This window comes from Streptococcus sp. DTU_2020_1000888_1_SI_GRL_NUU_041A (genome assembly GCF_032387735.1).
GTDB classification, from domain to species: domain Bacteria; phylum Bacillota; class Bacilli; order Lactobacillales; family Streptococcaceae; genus Streptococcus; species Streptococcus sanguinis.
The window spans coordinates 2,145,926-2,166,479 of record NZ_CP135591.1 but is presented as its reverse complement, the minus strand read 5'-3'; the positions used below and the strand labels follow the sequence as shown (position 1 = coordinate 2,166,479).

Below are 20,554 nucleotides of genomic sequence, written 5' to 3'. Positions count from 1 at the left end.
ATCTCTTGAAGCCAAGTGTTGGGAAAGTGAGGATATGGCGGATGAAAGCTTATACAAATGTCAATCTGGTGACCTGTGACAGCGTATTTCATGTTTACCGAGAAGGGCTGCTGGTCGTGGAAGATGACCGCATTGCCTACTGTGGTCCCTATGATCAAGCCTGGCTAGGGAAATGCAGTGAAACAGTGGATTATGAAAGTGCTTGGATCATGCCCGGGCTGGTCAACTGCCATATTCATTCGGCCATGACCTTGCTGCGCGGGATTCGTGATGACAGCAATCTGCATGAATGGCTGGAGGACTATATCTGGCCAGCAGAAAGTCAATTCACGGAGGATCTAACGACCCAGGCTGTCCAGCTGGCTCTAGCTGAAATGCTGCAGTCAGGAACAACGACTTTTAACGACATGTATAATCCTCAGGGAGTGGAGATTGACCGAATTTATCAGACTGTGCGGCAGTCTGGTATGCGCTGCTATTTCTCACCAACACTCTTTAGCTCAGGGTCGGAAACAGCAGAAGAGACTCTGGCACGTACTCGGACCATTATTGAGAAAATTCTCTCCTATAATGATGAAGATTTTCAGGTCATGGTGGCGCCTCATTCGCCTTATGCCTGTGACGAAGATCTGCTCAAGGGCAGTCTTAAGCTAGCGCGTGAGCTGGATTTGAAGCTTCATATCCATGTGGCGGAGACACAGGAAGAAAATAAAATCATTCTGGAGCGCTATGGTAAACGACCTCTAGCTTTCTTGAAAGGACTGGGCTATTTGGAGCAACCAGCCATTTTTGCTCACGGAGTTGAGCTGAATCCGTCAGAGATTACGGATTTAGCGGCTTCACCAGTCAGCATCGCCCACAATCCTATCAGTAACCTCAAGCTGGCTTCCGGTGTAGCTCCGGTGATAGACTTACTAGCCGCTGGGGTGACCGTTGGCTTAGCGACGGACTCAGTCGCCTCTAATAATAATCTGGATATGTTTGAAGAGGGGCGGACAGCTGCCCTCCTTCAGAAGATGCGGGCAGGAGATGCGAATCAGTTTACGATTGAGCAGGCCTTGAAAGCTTTGACCATTGAAGGAGCTAAGGCGCTGGGCTTGGAGAAGAAAATCGGCAGTCTAGAAACGGGCAAACAAGCCGATTTCATTGTCATTCAACCTAAGGGACGACTTCATCTCTATCCTTTGGAAAATATGCTGTCGCACCTAGTGTACGCAGTCAAAGGCAGCGATGTTCAGGATGTCTACATTGCAGGGCGACAGGTTGTCCGAGACGGCCAAGTGCTGACGGTTGATCTAGGAAGTTTTGGGTAAGAATGAAAGCCGAGTTTCAGCTCGGCAATCAACTCTTAGATTTGAAAAAATAGTACAATATAGTAAAGATTGATGCGCTATTATCAAGCAAGAAAAAGTGGAGAGGTGTGATGGATAAAAAATTTCTTTGGGAGAAGATTCAGACTTTTTTTCAGGGACTTTGGAAAAAGATATCGGGTTTTGCTACGGAGCACACTCTTCTGACAGATGCCTACCAAGCTTGGCGGGATTGGATTAAGAAGTTGCCGCTTCCTCGTCCTAAGTTCTTTCAAAAACAGCTTAGCAATCGGCAGTTTGTCGGAGTGCTTTTGACAGTTGTTGGACTGTCAGCTGGTCTCATCCTCTTGTCAGAGCATTTACCTGACTTGAGCTTTTCCTTCCCTGCAAAGAAAGAGCAGCAGTCAGATTCCTCACAGAATCAGACGGTTCGTATCATGGCGACTGGGGATTTGCTTTATCACGACGGCCTTTATCTGAGTGCTCAAAAAGAAGATGGCTCTTACGATTTTTCTGAGAATTTCCACTATGCTAAGGAATGGCTTCGGCAAGGAGATTTGGTTTTAGGGGACTTTGAAGGCACGATTCGGCCGGACTATCCCCTAAATGGCTATCCACTTTTTAATGCTCCGGAAGCCGTAGTTCCAGCGATCAAGGATGCTGGCTATCAAGTGATGGACTTGGCTCATAACCATATTTTAGACTCTGGCTTGGAGGGAGTTTTTACTACAGCTCAGGCTTTTGAAAAAGAGGGAATCACTCCCATCGGTGCTTATCCACATGAAAGCCGCAGTCAGGCACCGCTCTTGATAAAGGAAGTCAAAGGCATTAAGATTGCACTGCTAGCCTACTCTTATGGCTACAATGGAATGGAGGGGCTTCTCAGTCAGGAAGACTATGATGATCGCCTGTCCGATCTGGATGAAGAAAAGATGCGGGCGGAGATTGAGCGGGCAGAAAAGGAAGCAGATATTACAGTCGTCATGCCTCAGATGGGGATAGAGTACCAGCTGGAGCCAACAGAGGAGCAGATGACTCTCTACCATAAAATGGTTGACTGGGGAGCAGATATCGTCTTTGGAGGGCATCCGCATGTGGTTCAGCCGGCGGAGATTTTAGAGAAAGACGGCCAGAAGAAGCTGATTATGTATTCTATGGGGAATTTCATTTCCAATCAGCGCATCGAAACCATGGAGGAGATTGAAAATGCTCATTGGACCGAGCGCGGAGTGCTGATGGATGTTACCATTGAAAAGACAACAAAGGGCACGCAGATAAAAAGTGCTCAGGCTCATCCGAGCTGGGTCAGCCGAGTTGAAAAGGGTACTACTTCAGCAGACGGTCTTCCTTTATACACTTACCAAACCTGGATTTTGGATGACTTTATCGAAGGCGGCAAGTATCGAGACAAACTGGACCAAGAAACCAGAGCACGGATTGATACCGCCTATCAGGAAATGAATTCTCATGTTGGACTGAATTGGCCAGGGCAATAAATTGCTTGAATATGATTTTAGCCAGATTGGATTTGCCAATCTGGTTTTTGCTGTTTTAAAATTGAGGACTTTGTTATAATTAAAAAGGATTATAGAACTGTTAATGAATGAAACTGACCGCTTTCGAGCTCGTCTATCATTTTGATTTATTTTATTAGAAAGAAAATGAAATGCAATTTGGTTTGTGGTTGCTTTTGTATGTTATACCCATCTTTATCTTGTTTTTGTTGCTAGTGTGCTCCCTGGTCTTGCTGGTTTTCTGCCTGTTTTTGCGGAGAAATTTCTTCAAGGAAAAGCAAGGGCGCTATTTGCTGCTAGCTATCTTTTTGCTGGGGCTTTTTATTCTTCTGCTGAACTTGCTAGTATAGAAACTATGAGGTCGTAAGGAGAACAATCGAAACACTTAGGTCTTAGCTGACTTATATGTAAAAACATACTATTATTTCTGTCTTTCTTGTGAAATCAGCATAAAAAAACGAATACCCTCAGCATATTTTGGTTAGCAGGTATTCGTTTTTTATTTTCTATTTTAGAGCTTCATTTCTTCCGATACTGGCTTGGTGTCATTTGGTAGTATTTTTTAAACTGGCGGTTGAAGTTGGACAGGTTATTAAAGCCTGCTTGGCTGGAGATTTCCAGTACAGAGAGGTTAGAGTGTTGCAGGAGTTCGGCTGCCTTGCGAAGGCGGAATTGAATCAAGTACTCAATGCATGAAACGCCCAGATGCTTCTTGAAGAAGTTCATGAAATGGGTGGAGCTGTAGCCACAGATGCCAGCCAGTTGGTCAATATTCAGGTCTTCTTGGTAGTGGGCATTGATGTAGTCGATGATGGAGCGAATCTTTTCTTCCTTGCGATAGCCTTCGGGTGACAGGTCTTTGGAAATGACATAGCCGTTCTCAAAGAGCAGGTAGAAGAGCTGGTTGAGCTGGGCTTTGAGCTGAAACTCGTAGTGAGATTTGCGGAAATAGCCTGTTTCCATAGATGTTAAGAGGCACTGACGAATCTCCGTATAGGCTGTATCATTGGGCTTGATAACATGAGTCAAGTCCAACTGACCATTGTAGAGGGGCTGCAGATAGTTGATGCTGGCCTGATCCATGGCAGAGTAGCCCATCAGATCCAGATGAAAATTAATGGCGTCCATATAATGGCGCTCGTCGTTGATGGGGTGGATGGAGTGCAGGGCATTGGGGCGAATCAGGATAATATCACCTTTTTCGCTGTTAAAATAGTCGTCGTCAATATGAAATTGTGCTTTTCCTTCGTGGACATAAATCATTTCAACATCGGTATGCCAGTGGAAAAGAATATCTGGATGACCATTCTCAGTGATGGTGCGGGTCAGAGAATAAGGGGTTCCTTGGTTTTTAAAAACGGTATTTTTATGTAGTTGGCCTAAATCAATCATGGGGATACTCTTTCATAGAATAGTACAATTTATTAAGATAATTGTGTTAGAAAATATGTTTGATAACTATTATAATATAAATATAAAAAAAACGAAAGCGAGAAAATGCAAATGGGTAAATTTCCGCAGAATTTCCTCTGGGGCGGTGCAACTGCAGCTAACCAGTATGAAGGCGCCTATAATCTGGATGGAAAAGGCCTATCTGTTCAGGATGTGACTCCAAAAGGCGGAGTGCCAGCCAAGCCAGGTGATTGCAATCCTTTGATTACCGAGGGGCCGACACCAGATAATCTCAAGCTGGAAGGGATTGATTTCTATCATCGCTATAAGGAGGACATTGCCCTCTTTGCAGAGATGGGCTTCAAGGTCTACCGGACTTCCATTGCCTGGTCTCGGATTTTCCCAAACGGAGACGAGCTGGAACCCAATGAAGCTGGTCTGCAATTCTATGACAATCTTTTTGACGAACTGGCTAAATATGGCATTGAGCCGCTGATTACCCTGTCTCACTATGAAACGCCCCTGCATTTGGCGCGTCAGTACAATGGCTGGGCCAACCGCGATTTGATTGGCTTCTACGAGCGCTATGTTCGCACGGTTTTTACCCGCTACAGGGACAAGGTCAAGTATTGGCTGACCTTTAATGAAATCAACTCTGTTCTCCATGCGCCCTTTATGAGCGGCGGCATTGCTACGCCAGCTGAAGAGTTGTCCAAACAGGACCTCTATCAAGCAATCCATCATGAGTTGGTGGCTTCTGCCTTGGCAACGAAAATCGGCCATGAGATCAATCCTGATTTTAAGATTGGCTGTATGGTTCTTGCCATGCCGGCTTATCCCATGACACCTAAACCTGAAGATGTGCTGGCAGCGCGGGAATTTGAAAATCAAAACTACCTCTTCTCTGATATCCATGCGCGTGGGAAATATCCAGCCTATATCAATCGTTTCTTCAAGGAGAATGGGATTGAGATTCAGTTTGCGCCGGGAGACAAAGAGCTTTTAACTGAAAATACTGTAGACTTTATTTCCTTCTCCTACTATATGAGTGTGGTTGCAGCTCATGATCCGGAAAATTATTCTTCCGGTCGAGGCAATCTTTTAGGTGGTATTATGAATCCTCATCTGGCTAGCTCAGAATGGGGCTGGCAGATTGACCCAGTCGGCTTGCACTTGGTACTAAATAGCTTTTATGACCGCTATCAGCTGCCTCTCTTCATCGTGGAAAATGGTCTCGGTGCCAAGGATGTCTTGGTGGATGGTCCAACTGGCCCAACGGTTGAAGATGACTACCGCATTGATTATCTCAAACAGCATTTGCAGCAGGTAGGAGAAGCGCTGGAAGATGGCGTAGAACTTCTAGGTTACACGACTTGGGGCTGTATTGATCTGGTCTCAGCCAGCACGGCAGAACTCAGCAAGCGTTACGGCTTTATCTACGTTGACCGCAACGATGACGGTAGCGGAACTCTAGCCCGCTACAAGAAAAAATCTTTTGATTGGTACAAAGAAGTCATTGCGACGAATGGAGATAGTCTCTATCAGGATTGAATGGCTTAAACAAAATAGAATGGCTCCTTATAAAATAAAGGATGAATCTTTTGATTCATCCCTTTTTTCTATGCTTTTATTTTTTCCAGCTTTCGACTTCTTTCTGGTGGTTTTTGATCCACTCTTTGGCTGCAGCTTCTGGTGAGCTGCCTTCGTTAATCTTAAGCATGACTTCTTCCATGTCCTTTTGAGTCCAGTTGAAGTTGTCTAGGACCTTGTTGACTTCTGGCAAGTCCTTATCTAGATTTTTTCGAGTAATAGTGTGGATAGCTTCCTTGCCGCCCATGGTTCCCTTAGGATCCTTGAGGTATTTGAGGTCGTACTTGGAGAACATCCAGTGTGGTGACCAGCCGGTTACGATGATATCTTCTTTATTCTTAATAGCCTGATCCAGAGCAGTAGTCATGGCTCCTGTTGAGGAAGAAGAAAGATTCCAGCCACTGAGATTGCTGTATTCTTGCAAAGTCTTCTCAGTCGCGGTCATGATACCAGCGCCGGGCTCAATACCTGTGATAGTTTTCTTGGCTTGGTCTGACAGGTCTTCGATAGAGTCAGCATCCATATAACTTGGTACGACTAGTCCTGTCTTAACGCCCTCAAGGTTTGGCCCCAAGTCCACTAGCTTATCCTTGTACTCCTCATAGAGAGCAGCATGGGTAGTCGGCAACCAGGCAGAAACCATGGCATCGGCTTCGCCATTGGCAACGGACTTCCACATAACGGCATTGTCCAGCGGTGTGATGGTGACATCGTAGCCTATTTCTTTGAGAGCTTCCGCTACGACATTGGTTGAGGCAACTTCGGAGTCCCATTCAACATAGGCAAGGTTGACCTTTTCTTTTTTGCTTTGCTGAAGCTTGGTTACTTGATTTCCGACAAATGCTGTCAGGATGACTGCAGCCAGAGCAGACCAGAGCATAATCTTCTTGCGTTTTTCCTTGGCAGTGACCGGTGATTTTTTAGCCAGAGGTTGGTTGAGCTTCTGAGTCAGGCGGTCAATGATAATGGCCAGGATAACCAGAGACACCCCATTGACAAATCCGGAACCGATGTCGGCATGCTGCAAGGCAGAGAGAACGCCGCGGCCCAGTCCTGGCGCCCCAATCATAGAGGCAGTAACGACCATAGACAGAGCTAACATGATGGTCTGATTGACCCCAGCTAGGATGGTGTTTTTAGCCAGAGGCAGCTCAACTTTGAAGAGCTTCTGCTTGCCATTGCCCCCGAAAGAGTCTGACGCTTCAATCAGCTCGGTCGGAATCTGACGAATGGCTAGATTGGTAAAGCGGACAGTCGGTGGCAGGGCAAAGATGACGGAGGCAAAGACCCCAGGCACCATACCGATACCGAAGAAGGCCACGGCCGGTATCAGGTAGACAAAGGCCGGCATGGTCTGCATAAAGTCCAGCAAGGGCTTAATGACAGCTTCGACACGGTTGCTCTTAGCCATCCAAATCCCCAGTGGAATACCGATGATAATGGAAATGGCACTGGAGACGATGACCAAGGTCACAGTGTTCATGAGATTTTCCCAGAGGCCTTGGTTGTAAACAAAGAGCAGGCCTAGGAGGGTGAGCAGGGGCAGCCCTAGCTTACGCTTGGAAATCAAATAGGTAAAGATAGTGATAACTGCGATAAAGAGCAGGGGCGGAATGAAGAGCAGGGTGTCTGTCATTCCATTCATGATGGCATTTCCGATAGCCTGAAGGACCGAGAAAAGCCCGGAGAAGGTATCAGTTACCCAGTTAGTAAAGGCCTCAACCCATTGAGAAACGGGGATTGGCTGTTGTAAAATATTCAAAATGCGAACCTCCCTTATTCTTCAGATTCAGTAGTATTGGCCAAGGCTTCGATGACTCGACCTTTAATAATAACGCCGACTAACTTGTCCTTATCATCTACAACGGCCAGAGGCGCTGGTGAATCGTAAATCAGCGGGAAAATATCAGTAATCAGGGTTTCCTGAGTGACCTTGCGGACGTTCTTATCAATCACTTCAGCCAGTGCTTGATGTTGCTTACGGGCATCTCGGGCGGCTTCGGCAGTTAGACTACCCTTGAGATGCCGCTTCCTATCCACAGCCAGCAGCATACTGACCTCTTCTTTTTTCATCCGATTAAGAGCCACGGTTGGTCCGTCAATATCAATGTTAGTAGTCAGTGGCGTTGTCATGATATTCTGGGCAGTCAAGACCTTGGAGCGGTCCACATCTTCAACGAACTCTCGAACGAAGTCGTTGGCTGGATTGGTCAGGATTTCCTCACCGGTGCCAATCTGCATAATCTGACCGTCAGCCATAATAGCAATACGGTCACCGATACGCAGGGCCTCATTGAGATCGTGGGTGATAAAGATAATGGTACGCTCATGCTCTGCCTGCAGATCCAGCAGCTCATCCTGCATTTCGCGGCGGATAAGGGGATCTAGAGCTGAGAAGGCCTCGTCCATGAGCAGAATATCAGGATTATTGGCCAAAGCTCGAGCTAGGCCGACCCGCTGCTGCATCCCACCGGAGAGCTGATCGGGGTATTGGTCCTTGAAGGACAGGAGACCGGCATTGTCCAGAGCTTGTTCAGCTAGGCGCGTGCGCTCTTCCTTATCAACACCTCGAACTTCCAGACCGAACTCAGTATTTTCCAAAATGGTCCGATGCGGGAAGAGTCCAAAGTTTTGGAAGACCATATTGAGCTTGTGGCGGCGAACGTCACGCAGCTCCTCTTCGTTCATCTTGGCCACATCTTGGCCGTCGATGTAAATGTCGCCTGATGTTGGGTCAATCAATCGGTTGAGCAGGCGGATAAGGGTAGACTTCCCACTACCGGACAGTCCCATGATGACAAAAATTTCTCCGATCTGAACCTCAAAGTTTACATCGTAAACTCCGACAGTAGCACCAGTTTTTTCTAAAATTTCCGTTTTGCTTTTGGCTTGCTGCACCATTTCCAGTGCCTGCTTTTGCCTTTTGCCGAAAATTTTAGTCAAATGTTTTACTTCTAGTTTATTCAACGTATTTCTCCTTTTGCACAAGTGACTACATGTTTATTTTGATAAGTTGTCACTTAAAAGACCATCACAGTATAACATCGTGTGGTCACTTTGTCAAACCCAAAAGACCGTCAGACCGGTATTTTTCGGATATTATAAAAAAGGGGAGTGATTTTTTGAAATATTTTTGAAAGTCGTAAAAAGCTTGTCAGACAGCGGATTTGCCTGTCTATTCTGTTTTTTTGACAAAGAAAAAACAAGTGCTGTTTCACTTGTTTGTTTCAATTTCATTAAAAAATAAATTATGCATCAAACCGACTGATAATTCGTTGCCAACAAAATAGATGGTATTGCCGGCTTCCAGCTTGGTATAAGGACCAGGCGAGATTAGGAGTTGGTCTCCCTGCTGGACTGCGACAATGGTAGCGCCAGTCGAGTGCCAGATATTGAGTTCATTGATAGATTTTCCTAGGTTGATGGCGTCTGCTGAGAGCTGGAGCTCGTAGGGATTGAAAGGGAAGCGCTGCTGGACATCTTTAGTTCGGCTGAGAAGCTGGTTAAGGAGTTGGGAAAAGTTTGCAAATTCTTCCTCTTGGCGCTGGATGCTCTGGTGGAGCTTGCTTTTGAGGTCCTGCAGAGAGTTGACATCTTTATAGGTCTCAAGGAACTGCTGGGCTTTTTCCTTGGAAGAAATGAATGCCCCGCTGCCGTGGCGGACTTCCATGATTTCCAGATCTACCAGCACATTGATAGCCTTGCGGGCTGTCTCAGGGGAGACATTGAAGTTGCTGGCTAAGGTAGAGCGGGCATAGATCTTGCTGCCGATGGGATATTTGCCGTCAACGATTCGCTCGGCAATAGCGACGGCAATCTGCTGGTAGCGTGGGAATGCGACTTCTTTTTTGCTCATGAGGACCTCCAATTTTACGACAGGAATATAGCTATGATTATAATATAAAACTGGAAGATTGAAAAGTGCCCTTTATAAAATCGACCGTCTTAACCGCCTCTTCTTGCCTTTCTTTTTACTTTTTTAAGTAGTATAATATGTCTAAAAGTCAGAGGTTTTCTGGAAGGGGTGAGGATATTTATGTCACAATTTATCTTGGTATTACTGGGCTTTTTGGCGGTGCTAGTGCTTGTCATAGCCTCTGCTATTCGGAGAAAGCTTCGCTTTAAGAAGCGTTTAGCTGCTGCTTGGGGAAGCCGTGAGCGGGTGGATTGCCGGCCAGACAGTGAGTCCAGTCTATATGAGTCTTTTTTGCTAGACGAAGAAGCTGGAACCTATGATAGTCTGGTGGACGACCAGACTTGGGGAGATTTGGACTTTTTTGATATTTTTCAGGATATTGATACAGCAGCCCAATCCAGTCTAGGTTCAGAGTACCTTTACAGCAAACTCCGCCTGTTGCATTTCGAGGTAGATCAGGAATTTGATGATTTGCAGTCCTATTTTACCCAGCATCCAGAGGTGCGCAATCAGTTGCAGCTGCTTTTTTCTGAGCTTGGCAAGAAAAATCACAATCAAGCTAAGAAACTGATCTATAAACCAGCTCAGGCGAATCACAAGGGGAGTTTTTACCTGTTCTTGGCTGCGATTCCGATACTTTCCCCTTTCCTCTATTTTATCAATCCTAGTCTGGGATATATAGTTCCCATCATCAGTATGGCCTTTAATATCGTTTATTCCATGGCCACGCGCTGGTCTCTCGAGATGAAGTTGGATAGCATGGGCTATCTGGTACGGATCTTCTATATTGGTGAAAAGATTGCCCGCCTGCCCTTGCCCCAGCAAGCTGCTTTGAAAGAAGCGGTGGCTTCTTTTAGCCGAACACAGCTTTTTGGAGAAGTCTTTCGACCCCAGTCGGGTGCCTCTGAGCTGGAGATTTTCTATCTCTATATCAACTCCGTCTTGCTGATACCTCAGTTGGCTCAGGCCTATATCTCCAATCGTTTGGTCAAGGCCAATCAACAGGCTAGGCAAGTGCTGGAGATTCTAGGTCGCTTAGAGGCAGCGATTGCTCTACTTAACTACAAGGAAAGCCTGACAATTTATACGAAACCTAGCTTTACAAGCTCAGCTGGGATGAAAGGCAAGGGCCTCTATCACCCACTCTTAGAGCGGCCTGTCAGCAATGATTTGGATTTTTCTAAGAATATGATGATTAGTGGCGATAATGCTTCTGGAAAATCGACTTACCTGAGAATAGCAGCTATCAATGCTATCTTGGCTCAGGGGTTAGGCTTTGCTTGCGCCGAGAGCTTGACCTTGCAGCATGGTCATGTCCTGAGCTCAATGGATGTGACCGATGACATTGGCTCTGGGGATAGTTACTTTATCGCTGAGAGTAGGGCTATTGAGCGCATGATAGATTCCTTGGAAGAAGAGGGCTTGCACTACTTTTTCATCGATGAGCTTTTTAAAGGAACCAATACTGTTGAGCGGATTGGTGCAGGACTAGCAATCATTGATTGGCTAGCCCAGAAACCCTGTCTTTACATGATTTCGAGCCATGATGTGGAGTTGGTAGCAGCCTCTGGTCAGCTCAATGCTCAATATCACTTTGACAGTCAATATATAGCAGGAGAGATTGTCTTTGACTATAAGATTAAGCAAGGCAGCGCTTTGACCAAGAATGCGGTTAATACACTAGAGAGCCTGAACTATCCAGAAGAGATCACGGATACAGCCAGGGAGATAATCACCGCCTACGAAGCCAGCGGTTCTTGGAACTTGCTGGAAAAGGAACAGTAAAAACCAGATGATAAAGATAGAAATGGATAAAAAGATGACTGTAAAGATGATAGCGACAGACATGGATGGAACCTTGCTAGACGGACAGGGACAGCTGGATTTGCCGCGTCTGGCTACTATTTTAGATGAATTGGAGAAGAGAGACATTCGCTTTGTGGTGGCTACTGGTAATGAAATTCCACGGATGCGTCTGCTATTGAGAGATTTGGTAGAACGCATGACCTTGGTAGTCGCCAACGGAGCCCGGATTTTTGAAAAGAACCAGCTAAGCATGAGCAGCTTCTGGGAACCTGGATTGATTAGGGATGCGCTGGCTTATTTTTCCGGTCATGAAAGGGAGCTTCAGCTGGTTGTGACCTCTGAAAGAGGCGGCTTTGTTCAAGAGGGAACAGAGTTTCCCTTGATTGAAAAGGTTATGACCAAGGAAATGGCCCAGCTTTTCCACAAACGGATGAACTTTGTGCCTAGCCTTCAGGATTATTCCTTTGACAAGGTCTTGAAAATGAGTATGATGGTAGAAGAGGCGGCAGCAGCAGAGTATGCTCGTCTGATTAATCAGCATTTTGCAGGCCGATTGAGCGCGGTTGCTAGTGGTTATGGAGCCATTGACATCCTCCAAGATGGGATGCACAAGGCTTGGGGCTTGCAGCAACTGATGGCTAAGTGGCAGATTCAAAGCTCGGAAATCATGGCTTTTGGCGATAGTGAAAATGATATAGAAATGCTTGAATTAGCTGGTATTTCTTACGCTATGGAGAATGGCGATGAGCGAGTCAAAAAGGTAGCAGATTACCTAGCGCCGGTCAATACAGAAGCCGGTGTTTTACAGGTGCTTGAGCAATACTTAGAAGAGGAAAAAGGATAATGGCAGTACAATTATTAGAAGAATGGCTTCTCAAGGAGCAGGCAAAATTGCAGCAAAACTACAGAGAACTCAATCAACTCTCCGTCAAGGATCCAGACATCATCTTTATCGGAGATTCTATCGTAGAATACTATCCATTGCAGGAACTATTGCAGACGGATAAAAGACTGGTCAACCGCGGCATTCGGGGCTATAAGACTGATTTGCTTTTAGAAAATCTGGATGCCCATCTCTTTGGGCAGGCTTTGGATAAGGTCTTTATCCTGATAGGTACCAATGATATTGGCAAGGAGATGCCTCAGACAGAAACGCTGGCCAATTTAGAAGCCATTATTCAGGAGATTTCTCGTGATTATCCTCTGGCTCAGATCCAGTTGCTGTCTGTCCTGCCGGTCAATGAAGCTCCCGCCTACAAGAGCACGGTCTATGTCCGCAGCAATGAAAAGATTCAGGCTCTCAATCAATCCTATCGCCAGCTGGCTAACGCCTACATGAATGTCCAGTTTATTGATCTCTACGATGCTTTTTTGGACGAGGGAGGCCAGCTGCGCCCAGACTACACAAGGGACGGCCTCCATCTGACCATTGCTGGCTATGCAGCCCTGTCCAAGGCTTTGCAGGAGACGTTATAGAGATAAAAATAGGGAGCGAAAAAAGCCCAACCAGACAAATCTTCAAAGGAAGATTTTTTTTTAAAACTTTTGGTTGACAAATGTAAATCTTAGAGGTAAAATAGGATTATAAGATTTACAAATGTAGATTTAGAAAGGAGAGGTCATGCAAATTTCCAATGCGGAATGGCGCATCATGAAGATTATCTGGATGGAAGGCAAGCAGACCAGCACGGATTTGATTGCCGTCTTGTCCGAGCGCTTTGACTGGTCGAAGTCGACGGTCAAGACTCTCTTGACCCGCTTGGTGGAGAAAGGATGTTTGACTAGAGAAAAATCAGGCAAAGCCTTTGTTTACTCGGCTTTGTTGAAGCAGGACCAGAGTTTAGACTTGGTCGTTGAGGATGTGAAAGACAAGGTTTGCTCCAAAAGGATTGTCCAGGTGCTTGAAAACTTGATTCAGGCGAGTGACTTTACGCTTGCAGATCTTAATCAGCTGCAGCAGGTCCTGGAAGAAAAGAAAGCAGAGGCTGTCGAAACAGTCCCTTGCAATTGTATGTAATAGAAAGAAGGAAATTCCATGTTTGGATTGTTGATTAGTATTGTTTGTTTACTTGTGGTTGCTTTTATTGCTTGGTGGTTCTTTGCAGAGCATGAAAAGGTAAGCGGCCACGCTCGTCAGAAATCAGGTTATCAAGAAATTGAAGTCGAAGTCATGGGGGGCTATTCGCCTGAAACCATTGTCCTGAAAAAGAATGTTCCAGCCCGGATCATCTTTAATCGCAAGGATCCATCTTCATGTCTGGCTCAAGTGATCTTTCCAGATTTTGGCGTTCATGAAGATTTGCCTTTAGGTGAAAAACATGTCATTGAAATTACGCCAGAAAAAGCGGGCGAATATGGGTATTCATGTGGAATGAACATGATGCATGGTCACATGATTGTGGAATAAAGGAGTAGGTATGGTAGAAAAACAAAAAGCAGTTGTGGAAAACGGAGTGCAAAAGATCCGTATTACAGCAGAAAAGGGCTATAGTCCCAAAGAATTTCAACTTCAAAAAGGGATCCCTGCTGAAATCACCTTCCATCGGGTCAATCCTTCCGGCTGTTACAAGGAAATTTTGTTTGAAGATCAGGGGATTTTAGAGCCTTTGGAAGTCGGTGTGGATAAGGTGATATCCTTTACCCCGACAGAAACAGGGGACTTCGAGTTTTCATGTGGAATGAAGATGCAAAAGGGTTCCTACACGGTTGTGGAAAAACGCCGTCGTGTCTTAAGTTTACGGGATCGCTTTTGGATTACTAGTATCTTTACCCTTCCTTTATTGATCTTGATGATCGGGATGATGGCAGGATTTGTATCCCATACAGTCAGTCGCTGGGGGACTTTTCTAGCGACAACGCCGATCATGTTGGTAGCAGGAGTTCCTTTTATCAAGAGTGCCTGGGCCTCATTTAAGAAGCACCATTCCAATATGGATACCTTGGTAGCTCTTGGAACCCTGGTAGCCTATGTCTATAGTGTATTTGCCCTTTTTACTGGTCAGCCAGTATACTTTGAGGCTGCGGGTTTTATCATCTTCTTTATCCTCTTAGGGCAAATCTTTGAAGAACGGATGCGTAACAATGCCTCCGAGGCTGTGGAAAAGTTGTTGGATTTGCAGGCAAAAACGGCTCAAGTTCTCCGTGATGGGAACTATGTCGAGGTGGCGGCAGAAGATATCCAAATTGATGACTTGATTCGGGTCCGTCCTGGGGAAAAGATTGCGGTTGATGGGACGATTGTAGAAGGAAGTACGACCATTGATGAGTCGATGGTGACAGGTGAAAGCTTGCCTGTGGAAAAATCAGTTGGTGATGCAGTTATCGGCTCCACTATCAACAGCAATGGGACCATTCTCTTTAAGGCTGAAAAAGTCGGTAGTGAGACCCTCTTATCTCAAATTGTGGACTTTGTCAAAATGGCCCAATCCAGTCGTGCTCCTATTCAAGATTTGACGGATAAGATTTCAGGTATCTTTGTTCCAGTGGTGACGATTTTGGCCATTGCGACTTTCTGGGTTTGGTCCGTGCTTCTGGGCGCGTCGCTTCAAGAGGCCATGCTCTATGCAGTCTCTGTCCTCATTATTGCCTGTCCTTGTGCCCTTGGTTTAGCAACCCCAACAGCCCTGATGGTCGGAACCGGCCGTAGTGCCAAGATGGGGGTTCTGATTAAAAATGGAACGGTTCTTCAAGAAGTGCAAAAGATTCAAACCGTTGTGTTTGATAAGACAGGGACTATTACCATTGGCCAACCACTTGTAACCGATGTTGTAGGAGATGAAGCGCGTGTCTTGACACTGGCTGCTAGTCTTGAAACTTTTTCAGAACATCCACTAGCCCAAGCGGTGTTATCCCAAGCAGAAGAAAAAGGTTTGGTGTTATTCCCTGTGGAAAACTTCCAAGCGATTGAAGGAAAAGGGGTCCAAGGTCAGATCGACCAGCAGTTGGTGACCTTGGGAAATGGCAAACTTCATGACGGGACAGCGATGGATCCGGAGCTTGAAAAACGGATGGTAGAGTTGCAAGAGCAGGCCAAAACAGTGATCAGTTTGTCTGTGGATGGGCAAGTGATTGGCTTGATTGCCATTCAAGATGCTCCGAAGGCCAGCTCAAAAGAAGCGATCAAAAAGCTCAAAGAACGGGGCTTGAAAACGGTCATGTTAACGGGGGATAATGAACGGGTGGCCCAAGCTATTGCTAAGCAAGTGGGAATTGACACCGTCATTGCTGATGTCCTTCCTCAAGAAAAAGCTAGCGCCATCCAAAAACTGCAAGAATCTAGCAAGGTCGCCTTTGTTGGAGATGGGATCAATGATGCTCCAGCTCTCTCGATCGCGGATGTGGGGATCGCTATGGGATCTGGAACGGATATTGCGATCGAGTCCGGTGGCATCGTGCTCACGCAAAATGATTTACTTGGCGTTGTGCGCGCCTTTGACATGAGTCAAAAGACCTTCCGCAGGATCTTACTCAATCTCTTCTGGGCCTCTATCTACAATATCCTTGGGCTTCCAATTGCTGCTGGAGTCTTTGTAGGACTGGGATTGACCCTCAATCCAGAACTAGCAGGTCTTGCTATGGCCCTTAGTTCTTTGTCTGTTTTGACTAGCTCGCTGCTTCTCAATGTTGAGAAAATTGATTAAATGAAATAAAAAGTGATACAGAATTTTGTATCGCTTTTTGTTCGATTTCCTACAGCTACAAGTCTTAGAGGTGCATGCAAATTATAATAAAATATCCTATACTAATATAGTTTGTGAAATTTTCTCAAAAAAAGAGCATTGTGTTATGTAATAGTTCTATATCATCTATGAGCATATTCTTATACAAGTGAGAAAAAACATGGTAAATTGATAGAGTAAAGTTTCTTGAAGCGTTTTCATTCACAAGTGGAAATGTTTTCAATAACTGAAAATTTATTTTATTGAAGGGGAGTTATTATTATGACTCAAGGAAAAATTACTGCATCTGCAGCAATGCTCAACGTATTGAAAACATGGGGCGTAGACACCATCTACGGTATCCCATCAGGAACACTCAGCTCACTCATGGATGCTTTGGCTGAAGACAAAGATATCCGTTTCTTGCAAGTTCGCCACGAAGAAACTGGTGCTCTTGCAGCGGTGATGCAAGCTAAATTCGGCGGCTCAATCGGGGTTGCAGTTGGTTCAGGTGGCCCAGGTGCGACTCACTTGATTAACGGTGTTTACGATGCAGCTATGGATAACACTCCATTCCTTGCTATTCTTGGATCACGTCCAGTCAACGAACTCAATATGGATGCCTTCCAAGAGCTTAACCAAAACCCAATGTACAACGGTATCGCTGTATACAACAAACGTGTAGCTTACGCTGAGCAATTGCCAAAAGTGATTGACGAAGCTTGCCGTGCTGCTGTTTCTAAAAAAGGTCCAGCTGTTGTTGAAATCCCTGTAAACTTCGGTTTCCAAGAAATCGATGAAAACTCATACTATGGATCAGGTTCTTACGAGCGTTCATTCATCGCTCCTGCTTTGAACGAAACTGAAATCGACAAAGCGGTTGAAATATTGAACAAGGCTGAGCGCCCAGTTATCTACGCTGGATTTGGTGGTGTGAAAGCTGGTGAAGTGATTACTGAATTGTCACGTAAAATCAAAGCACCAATCATCACAACTGGTAAAAACTTTGAAGCTTTCGAATGGAACTATGAAGGTTTGACAGGTTCTGCTTACCGTGTTGGTTGGAAACCAGCCAACGAAGTGGTCTTTGAAGCAGACACAGTTCTTTTCCTTGGTTCAAACTTCCCATTTGCTGAAGTGTACGAAGCCTTCAAGAATACTGAAAAATTCATCCAAGTGGATATCGACCCTTACAAACTTGGTAAACGCCATGCCCTTGACGCTTCAATCCTTGGTGATGCAGGTCAAGCAGCTAAAGCAATCCTTGATAAGGTAGACGCAGTTGAGTCTACTCCATGGTGGCGTGCCAATGTGAAGAACAACCAAAACTGGCGCGATTATATGAACAAACTCGAAGGCAAAACTGAAGGTGAGTTGCAGTTGTACCAAGTTTACAATGCCATTAACAAACATGCTGACCAAGACGCCATCTACTCAATCGACGTAGGTAACACAACTCAAACATCTACTCGTCACCTTCACATGACACCTAAGAACATGTGGCGTACATCTCCACTCTTTGCGACAATGGGGATCGCCCTTCCTGGTGGTATCGCTGCTAAGAAAGACAATCCAGATCGTCAAGTATGGAACATCATGGGTGACGGTGCATTTAACATGTGCTACCCAGACGTTATCACAAACGTTCAATACGATCTTCCAGTTATCAACCTGGTTTTCTCAAATGCTGAGTACGGCTTCATCAAAAACAAATACGAAGACACCAACAAACACTTGTTTGGTGTAGACTTCACAAACGCTGACTACGCTAAAATTGCAGAAGCTCAGGGTGCAGTTGGATTTACAGTTGACCGTATCGAAGACATCGATGCAGTTGTTGCAGAAGCTGTAAAACTCAACAAAGAAGGTAAAACTGTTGTCATCGATGCCCGCATCACTCAACACCGTCCACTTCCAGTAGAAGTACTTGAACTCGATCCAAAACTTCACTCAGAAGAAGCAATCAAAGCCTTCAAGGAAAAATACGAAGCAGAAGAACTCGTACCATTCCGCCTCTTCTTGGAAGAAGAAGGCTTGCAATCACGCGCAATTAAATAATTCCTCTCGCCGAAAATCAAATGTAAACTTTGTAGCCTTTATTCTTTGATTTTCTTAGAGTTGAACTTGAAAAGATCGGAGCAATTCGGTCTTTTTATGGAGGATAGTAAATGAATTTAAATCAATTAGATATCATCGTTTCAGATGTTCCTCAAGTCTGTGCTGACTTGGAGCGTATTTTGGATAAAAAGGCAGACTATGTTGACGACAGTTTTGCTCAGTTCACGATTGGCAGTCATTGCCTCATGTTGACCCAAAATCATCTGATTCCTTTGGAAAATTTTCAGTCAGGAATCATTCTTCATGTCGAGGTTGAGGATGTAGAGCAGAACTACCAACGGTTGAAAGAGCTTGGTGCCGAGATTTTACACGGCCCAGTTGTAACTGATTGGGGCACGGAATCTCTGCTAGTTAAAGGTCCTGCTGGTCTAGTAATTGATTTTTATCGAATGAAATAGGTCTGTTAAAATAGAAAAAACGCATAAAATCAACTGATTACAAAAGTGTTGATTTTATGCGTTTTTATGTGAACTGTTCTTATATTTCGGATAGAAATTGAGTTTTTCCAACTTCTTGCTCTATATCAGCAGGTTTATTTAACTTCCCCGCCTTCAACAACTAGGTCGTCAGCCTTAGCAGCTTCGCCGTATGTTGGATGGAGAGTTTCTTCATAGGCCTTGTGGAAGAAGTTTTCTTTGCCGAGTTTCTTGATTTCGTCGTTGATATAGTTGAGTAGCTCGGTATTGCCTTTCTGCACAGCTGGGGCAATGGTATCTGGATCACCTAGCGAAGTGATGCCGACTTCAAAGCCTTTGTTTTCCAGCGCCCAGGCTAGGACTTCAGTATTGTCTGTAGAAAAGGCGTCGCCGCGGCCGTCCAGCAGGGCTTGGTAAGCATCGCTGTACTGATCATACTTTTGCAGCTTGATATTCGGATAGTTCTTTTCAAAGTAGGTTTCAGCCGTGGTTCCCTTGGTGATGATTAGGGTCTTACCCTCCAACTGCTCAGGCTTGGTGATAACAGAGCCCTTTGGTGATACGACTCCGAGAGATACTTTCATATAGGGCAGGGCGAAGTCGACTTGTTTTTTCCGCTCATCTGTGACAGTGAAGTTGGCTAGGGTAATATCGACCTTGTTGGAGATTAAGTATTCGGCCCGGTTAGCAGCATCTACAGGCACATACTCTGGCTTAACACCCAAATCTTTGGCTAGCTGGTCGCCTAGATAAATGTCATAGCCTTGATATTTGCCGTTGTTATCTACATAGCCGAAAGGTTTCTTGTCGCTAAAAACCGCAATGCGGAGCTTGCCGCTCTTTTTAATTTCCTCAAGACTGCGGGCCTTGACCGTTTTGCTGGAAGCTGCGTCTTTGTTACCAGCATCTTTATTGCTGGAACTGCCGCAAGCGACAAGGAAGAAAGCCAGAGTTAGGGTTGTTAAAGCAAAGATTGTTTTAGATAATTTCATAAGAGACTCCTTTATAAGATATGGGAATGTGAAGAAAGCACAGAACCGCGAAAGAGCAGTCACATCAGTGGTGGGGTAGGCATAACTGTCAGCCTAGTTGGCTGAAGTCAAAGACATTGAGAAATTCCTGAGCTCGCTGGGTTTTAGGTTGGCTGAAGAACTGCTGGGCGGTATTTTCCTCGAGGATACCACCTTGGTCCATGAAGATGATCCGATCGGCAATGGCACGGGCGAACTGCATTTCGTGGGTCACAATCAGCATGGTCCGGCCTTCTTCAGCTAGGTCATTAATGAGCTCTAGCACTTCGCGGACCATCTCGGGATCCAGCGAGGCAGTTACCTCATCAAAAAGGATGATTTCTGGGTGCATGAGGAGCGAACGGACGATTGCCACCCGCTGCTTTTGGCCGCCAGACAGTTGGCGAGCAAAGCTATGCTTTTTATCAGCCAGGCCGACCCGCTCTAGCAGGCTTTCAGCTTCCTTGATGACCTCGTCCTTCTTGCGCCCCTGAGCCTTTATGGGACCAAGAATTAGATTTTGCAGAACATCCAGATGGGGGAAGAGCTCATAGCTTTGAAAGACCATGCCAATCTTCTGACGAACGAGATGGAAGTCCTTTTTCTGGCTGAGGATGGACTGTCCGTCTAGCAAAATATCTCCAGATTGGATGCTTTCAAGGCCGTTGATACAGCGAAGTAGGGTCGACTTGCCGCAGCCAGATGATCCTAGGATGACCACGACCTCTCCTTTTTGGACAGAGAGAGACAGGCCTTTAAGGATGGCATTACTGCCGAAAGACTTGCGAATGTCCCTTAATTCTAAAATGATTTCCGACATGGTG

18 protein-coding genes are annotated in these 20,554 nt (G+C 45.5%); 12 read left to right on the top strand and 6 right to left on the bottom strand.

The annotated features are described in order from the left end of the window. The first annotated feature begins 41 nt into the window (after positions 1-41). The 3 genes from RSK81_RS10670 (at position 42) to RSK81_RS10660 (ending at position 3,191) form a co-directional block, all read left to right on the top strand. Positions 42-1,313: a TRZ/ATZ family protein gene (locus RSK81_RS10670; protein ID WP_315686763.1), complete on the top strand. Its 1,272-nt coding sequence runs from the start codon at positions 42-44 to the stop codon at positions 1,311-1,313. Between the two features lie 110 nt (positions 1,314-1,423). Beyond that, on the top strand, positions 1,424-2,806 hold the full coding sequence (locus tag RSK81_RS10665; protein WP_315686762.1) for a CapA family protein: 1,383 nt from the start codon (positions 1,424-1,426) through the stop codon (positions 2,804-2,806). Between the two features lie 184 nt (positions 2,807-2,990). Further along, on the top strand, positions 2,991-3,191 hold the full coding sequence (locus RSK81_RS10660; protein ID WP_315686761.1) for a RhtB family transporter: 201 nt from the start codon (positions 2,991-2,993) through the stop codon (positions 3,189-3,191). A gap of 152 nt (positions 3,192-3,343) precedes the next feature. Here RSK81_RS10660 and RSK81_RS10655 read toward each other — a convergent pair whose 3' ends face one another. Continuing rightward, positions 3,344-4,216, bottom strand: a complete 873-nt coding sequence (locus RSK81_RS10655) for a helix-turn-helix domain-containing protein (RefSeq protein ID WP_315686760.1) — start codon at positions 4,214-4,216, stop codon at positions 3,344-3,346. A gap of 105 nt (positions 4,217-4,321) precedes the next feature. On the opposite strand from RSK81_RS10655, the gene RSK81_RS10650 reads away from it, so the two are divergent. Further along, positions 4,322-5,767, top strand: coding sequence for a glycoside hydrolase family 1 protein (locus tag RSK81_RS10650; RefSeq protein WP_315686758.1), 1,446 nt, complete (start codon positions 4,322-4,324; stop codon positions 5,765-5,767). A gap of 76 nt (positions 5,768-5,843) precedes the next feature. Here RSK81_RS10650 and RSK81_RS10645 read toward each other — a convergent pair whose 3' ends face one another. The 3 genes from RSK81_RS10645 to RSK81_RS10635 form a co-directional block, all read right to left on the bottom strand. After that, positions 5,844-7,568 carry an ABC transporter permease/substrate binding protein gene (locus RSK81_RS10645; RefSeq protein WP_315686756.1) on the bottom strand — a complete coding sequence of 575 codons (1,725 nt, stop codon included), beginning with the start codon at positions 7,566-7,568 and terminating at the stop codon, positions 5,844-5,846. A 14-nt stretch (positions 7,569-7,582) separates the two neighbouring features. Continuing rightward, positions 7,583-8,773: a glycine betaine/L-proline ABC transporter ATP-binding protein gene (locus RSK81_RS10640; RefSeq protein ID WP_004189995.1), complete on the bottom strand. Its 1,191-nt coding sequence runs from the start codon at positions 8,771-8,773 to the stop codon at positions 7,583-7,585. 247 nt (positions 8,774-9,020) lie between these two features. Continuing rightward, on the bottom strand, positions 9,021-9,662 hold the full coding sequence (locus tag RSK81_RS10635) for a GntR family transcriptional regulator (RefSeq protein ID WP_002896558.1): 642 nt from the start codon (positions 9,660-9,662) through the stop codon (positions 9,021-9,023). Between the two features lie 180 nt (positions 9,663-9,842). On the opposite strand from RSK81_RS10635, the gene RSK81_RS10630 reads away from it, so the two are divergent. The 8 genes from RSK81_RS10630 (at position 9,843) to RSK81_RS10595 (ending at position 18,702) form a co-directional block, all read left to right on the top strand. Beyond that, positions 9,843-11,507: a MutS-related protein gene (locus RSK81_RS10630; protein ID WP_002926733.1), complete on the top strand. Its 1,665-nt coding sequence runs from the start codon at positions 9,843-9,845 to the stop codon at positions 11,505-11,507. A 7-nt stretch (positions 11,508-11,514) separates the two neighbouring features. Continuing rightward, positions 11,515-12,372, top strand: coding sequence for a Cof-type HAD-IIB family hydrolase (locus RSK81_RS10625; RefSeq protein ID WP_002915994.1), 858 nt, complete (start codon positions 11,515-11,517; stop codon positions 12,370-12,372). Beyond that, the gene (locus tag RSK81_RS10620) at positions 12,372-13,004 is read left to right on the top strand and encodes an SGNH/GDSL hydrolase family protein (protein WP_315686753.1); all 633 of its coding nucleotides are present in this window, start codon (positions 12,372-12,374) and stop codon (positions 13,002-13,004) included. Before RSK81_RS10625 ends, RSK81_RS10620 begins: the two co-directional genes overlap by 1 nt. Positions 13,005-13,149: 145 nt before the next feature. Next, positions 13,150-13,545: a CopY/TcrY family copper transport repressor gene (locus tag RSK81_RS10615; RefSeq protein ID WP_002901456.1), complete on the top strand. Its 396-nt coding sequence runs from the start codon at positions 13,150-13,152 to the stop codon at positions 13,543-13,545. Positions 13,546-13,563: 18 nt separating this feature from the next. Beyond that, positions 13,564-13,935 carry a cupredoxin domain-containing protein gene (locus tag RSK81_RS10610; RefSeq protein ID WP_002901455.1) on the top strand — a complete coding sequence of 124 codons (372 nt, stop codon included), beginning with the start codon at positions 13,564-13,566 and terminating at the stop codon, positions 13,933-13,935. Positions 13,936-13,945: 10 nt separating this feature from the next. Continuing rightward, positions 13,946-16,168, top strand: coding sequence for a heavy metal translocating P-type ATPase (locus RSK81_RS10605; protein WP_315686751.1), 2,223 nt, complete (start codon positions 13,946-13,948; stop codon positions 16,166-16,168). Between the two features lie 300 nt (positions 16,169-16,468). Beyond that, positions 16,469-18,244 (top strand): pyruvate oxidase, encoded by a 1,776-nt coding sequence (gene spxB / locus RSK81_RS10600; RefSeq protein ID WP_004189978.1) that lies wholly within the window; start codon positions 16,469-16,471, stop codon positions 18,242-18,244. Between the two features lie 110 nt (positions 18,245-18,354). Beyond that, complete coding sequence (locus RSK81_RS10595; protein WP_002926730.1) at positions 18,355-18,702, top strand: VOC family protein; 348 nt, start codon at positions 18,355-18,357, stop codon at positions 18,700-18,702. 134 nt (positions 18,703-18,836) lie between these two features. Here the strand turns inward: RSK81_RS10595 and RSK81_RS10590 are convergent, their stop codons facing one another. Both RSK81_RS10590 and RSK81_RS10585 read right to left on the bottom strand, forming a co-directional pair. After that, complete coding sequence (locus RSK81_RS10590) at positions 18,837-19,712, bottom strand: cysteine ABC transporter substrate-binding protein (RefSeq protein WP_002926729.1); 876 nt, start codon at positions 19,710-19,712, stop codon at positions 18,837-18,839. A gap of 88 nt (positions 19,713-19,800) precedes the next feature. Beyond that, positions 19,801-20,550: an amino acid ABC transporter ATP-binding protein gene (locus RSK81_RS10585; RefSeq protein ID WP_002926728.1), complete on the bottom strand. Its 750-nt coding sequence runs from the start codon at positions 20,548-20,550 to the stop codon at positions 19,801-19,803. Between the last annotated feature and the right edge of the window lie 4 nt (positions 20,551-20,554).

Bases quoted from the DNA above. Each gene is read 5' to 3' on its own strand.
- RSK81_RS10585 (WP_002926728.1), bottom strand. From the start codon at position 20,550: ATGTCGGAAATCATTTTAGAATTAAGGGACATTCGCAAGTCTTTCGGC.
- RSK81_RS10620 (WP_315686753.1), top strand. From the start codon at position 12,372: ATGGCAGTACAATTATTAGAAGAATGGCTTCTCAAGGAGCAGGCAAAA.
- RSK81_RS10670 (WP_315686763.1), top strand. From the start codon at position 42: ATGAAAGCTTATACAAATGTCAATCTGGTGACCTGTGACAGCGTATTT.
- spxB (WP_004189978.1), top strand. From the start codon at position 16,469: ATGACTCAAGGAAAAATTACTGCATCTGCAGCAATGCTCAACGTATTG.
- RSK81_RS10635 (WP_002896558.1), bottom strand. From the start codon at position 9,662: ATGAGCAAAAAAGAAGTCGCATTCCCACGCTACCAGCAGATTGCCGTC.
- RSK81_RS10650 (WP_315686758.1), top strand. From the start codon at position 4,322: ATGCAAATGGGTAAATTTCCGCAGAATTTCCTCTGGGGCGGTGCAACT.
- RSK81_RS10615 (WP_002901456.1), top strand. From the start codon at position 13,150: ATGCAAATTTCCAATGCGGAATGGCGCATCATGAAGATTATCTGGATG.
- RSK81_RS10610 (WP_002901455.1), top strand. From the start codon at position 13,564: ATGTTTGGATTGTTGATTAGTATTGTTTGTTTACTTGTGGTTGCTTTT.
- RSK81_RS10590 (WP_002926729.1), bottom strand. From the start codon at position 19,712: ATGAAATTATCTAAAACAATCTTTGCTTTAACAACCCTAACTCTGGCT.
- RSK81_RS10625 (WP_002915994.1), top strand. From the start codon at position 11,515: ATGATAAAGATAGAAATGGATAAAAAGATGACTGTAAAGATGATAGCG.
- RSK81_RS10605 (WP_315686751.1), top strand. From the start codon at position 13,946: ATGGTAGAAAAACAAAAAGCAGTTGTGGAAAACGGAGTGCAAAAGATC.
- RSK81_RS10655 (WP_315686760.1), bottom strand. From the start codon at position 4,216: ATGATTGATTTAGGCCAACTACATAAAAATACCGTTTTTAAAAACCAA.
- RSK81_RS10630 (WP_002926733.1), top strand. From the start codon at position 9,843: ATGTCACAATTTATCTTGGTATTACTGGGCTTTTTGGCGGTGCTAGTG.
- RSK81_RS10595 (WP_002926730.1), top strand. From the start codon at position 18,355: ATGAATTTAAATCAATTAGATATCATCGTTTCAGATGTTCCTCAAGTC.
- RSK81_RS10665 (WP_315686762.1), top strand. From the start codon at position 1,424: ATGGATAAAAAATTTCTTTGGGAGAAGATTCAGACTTTTTTTCAGGGA.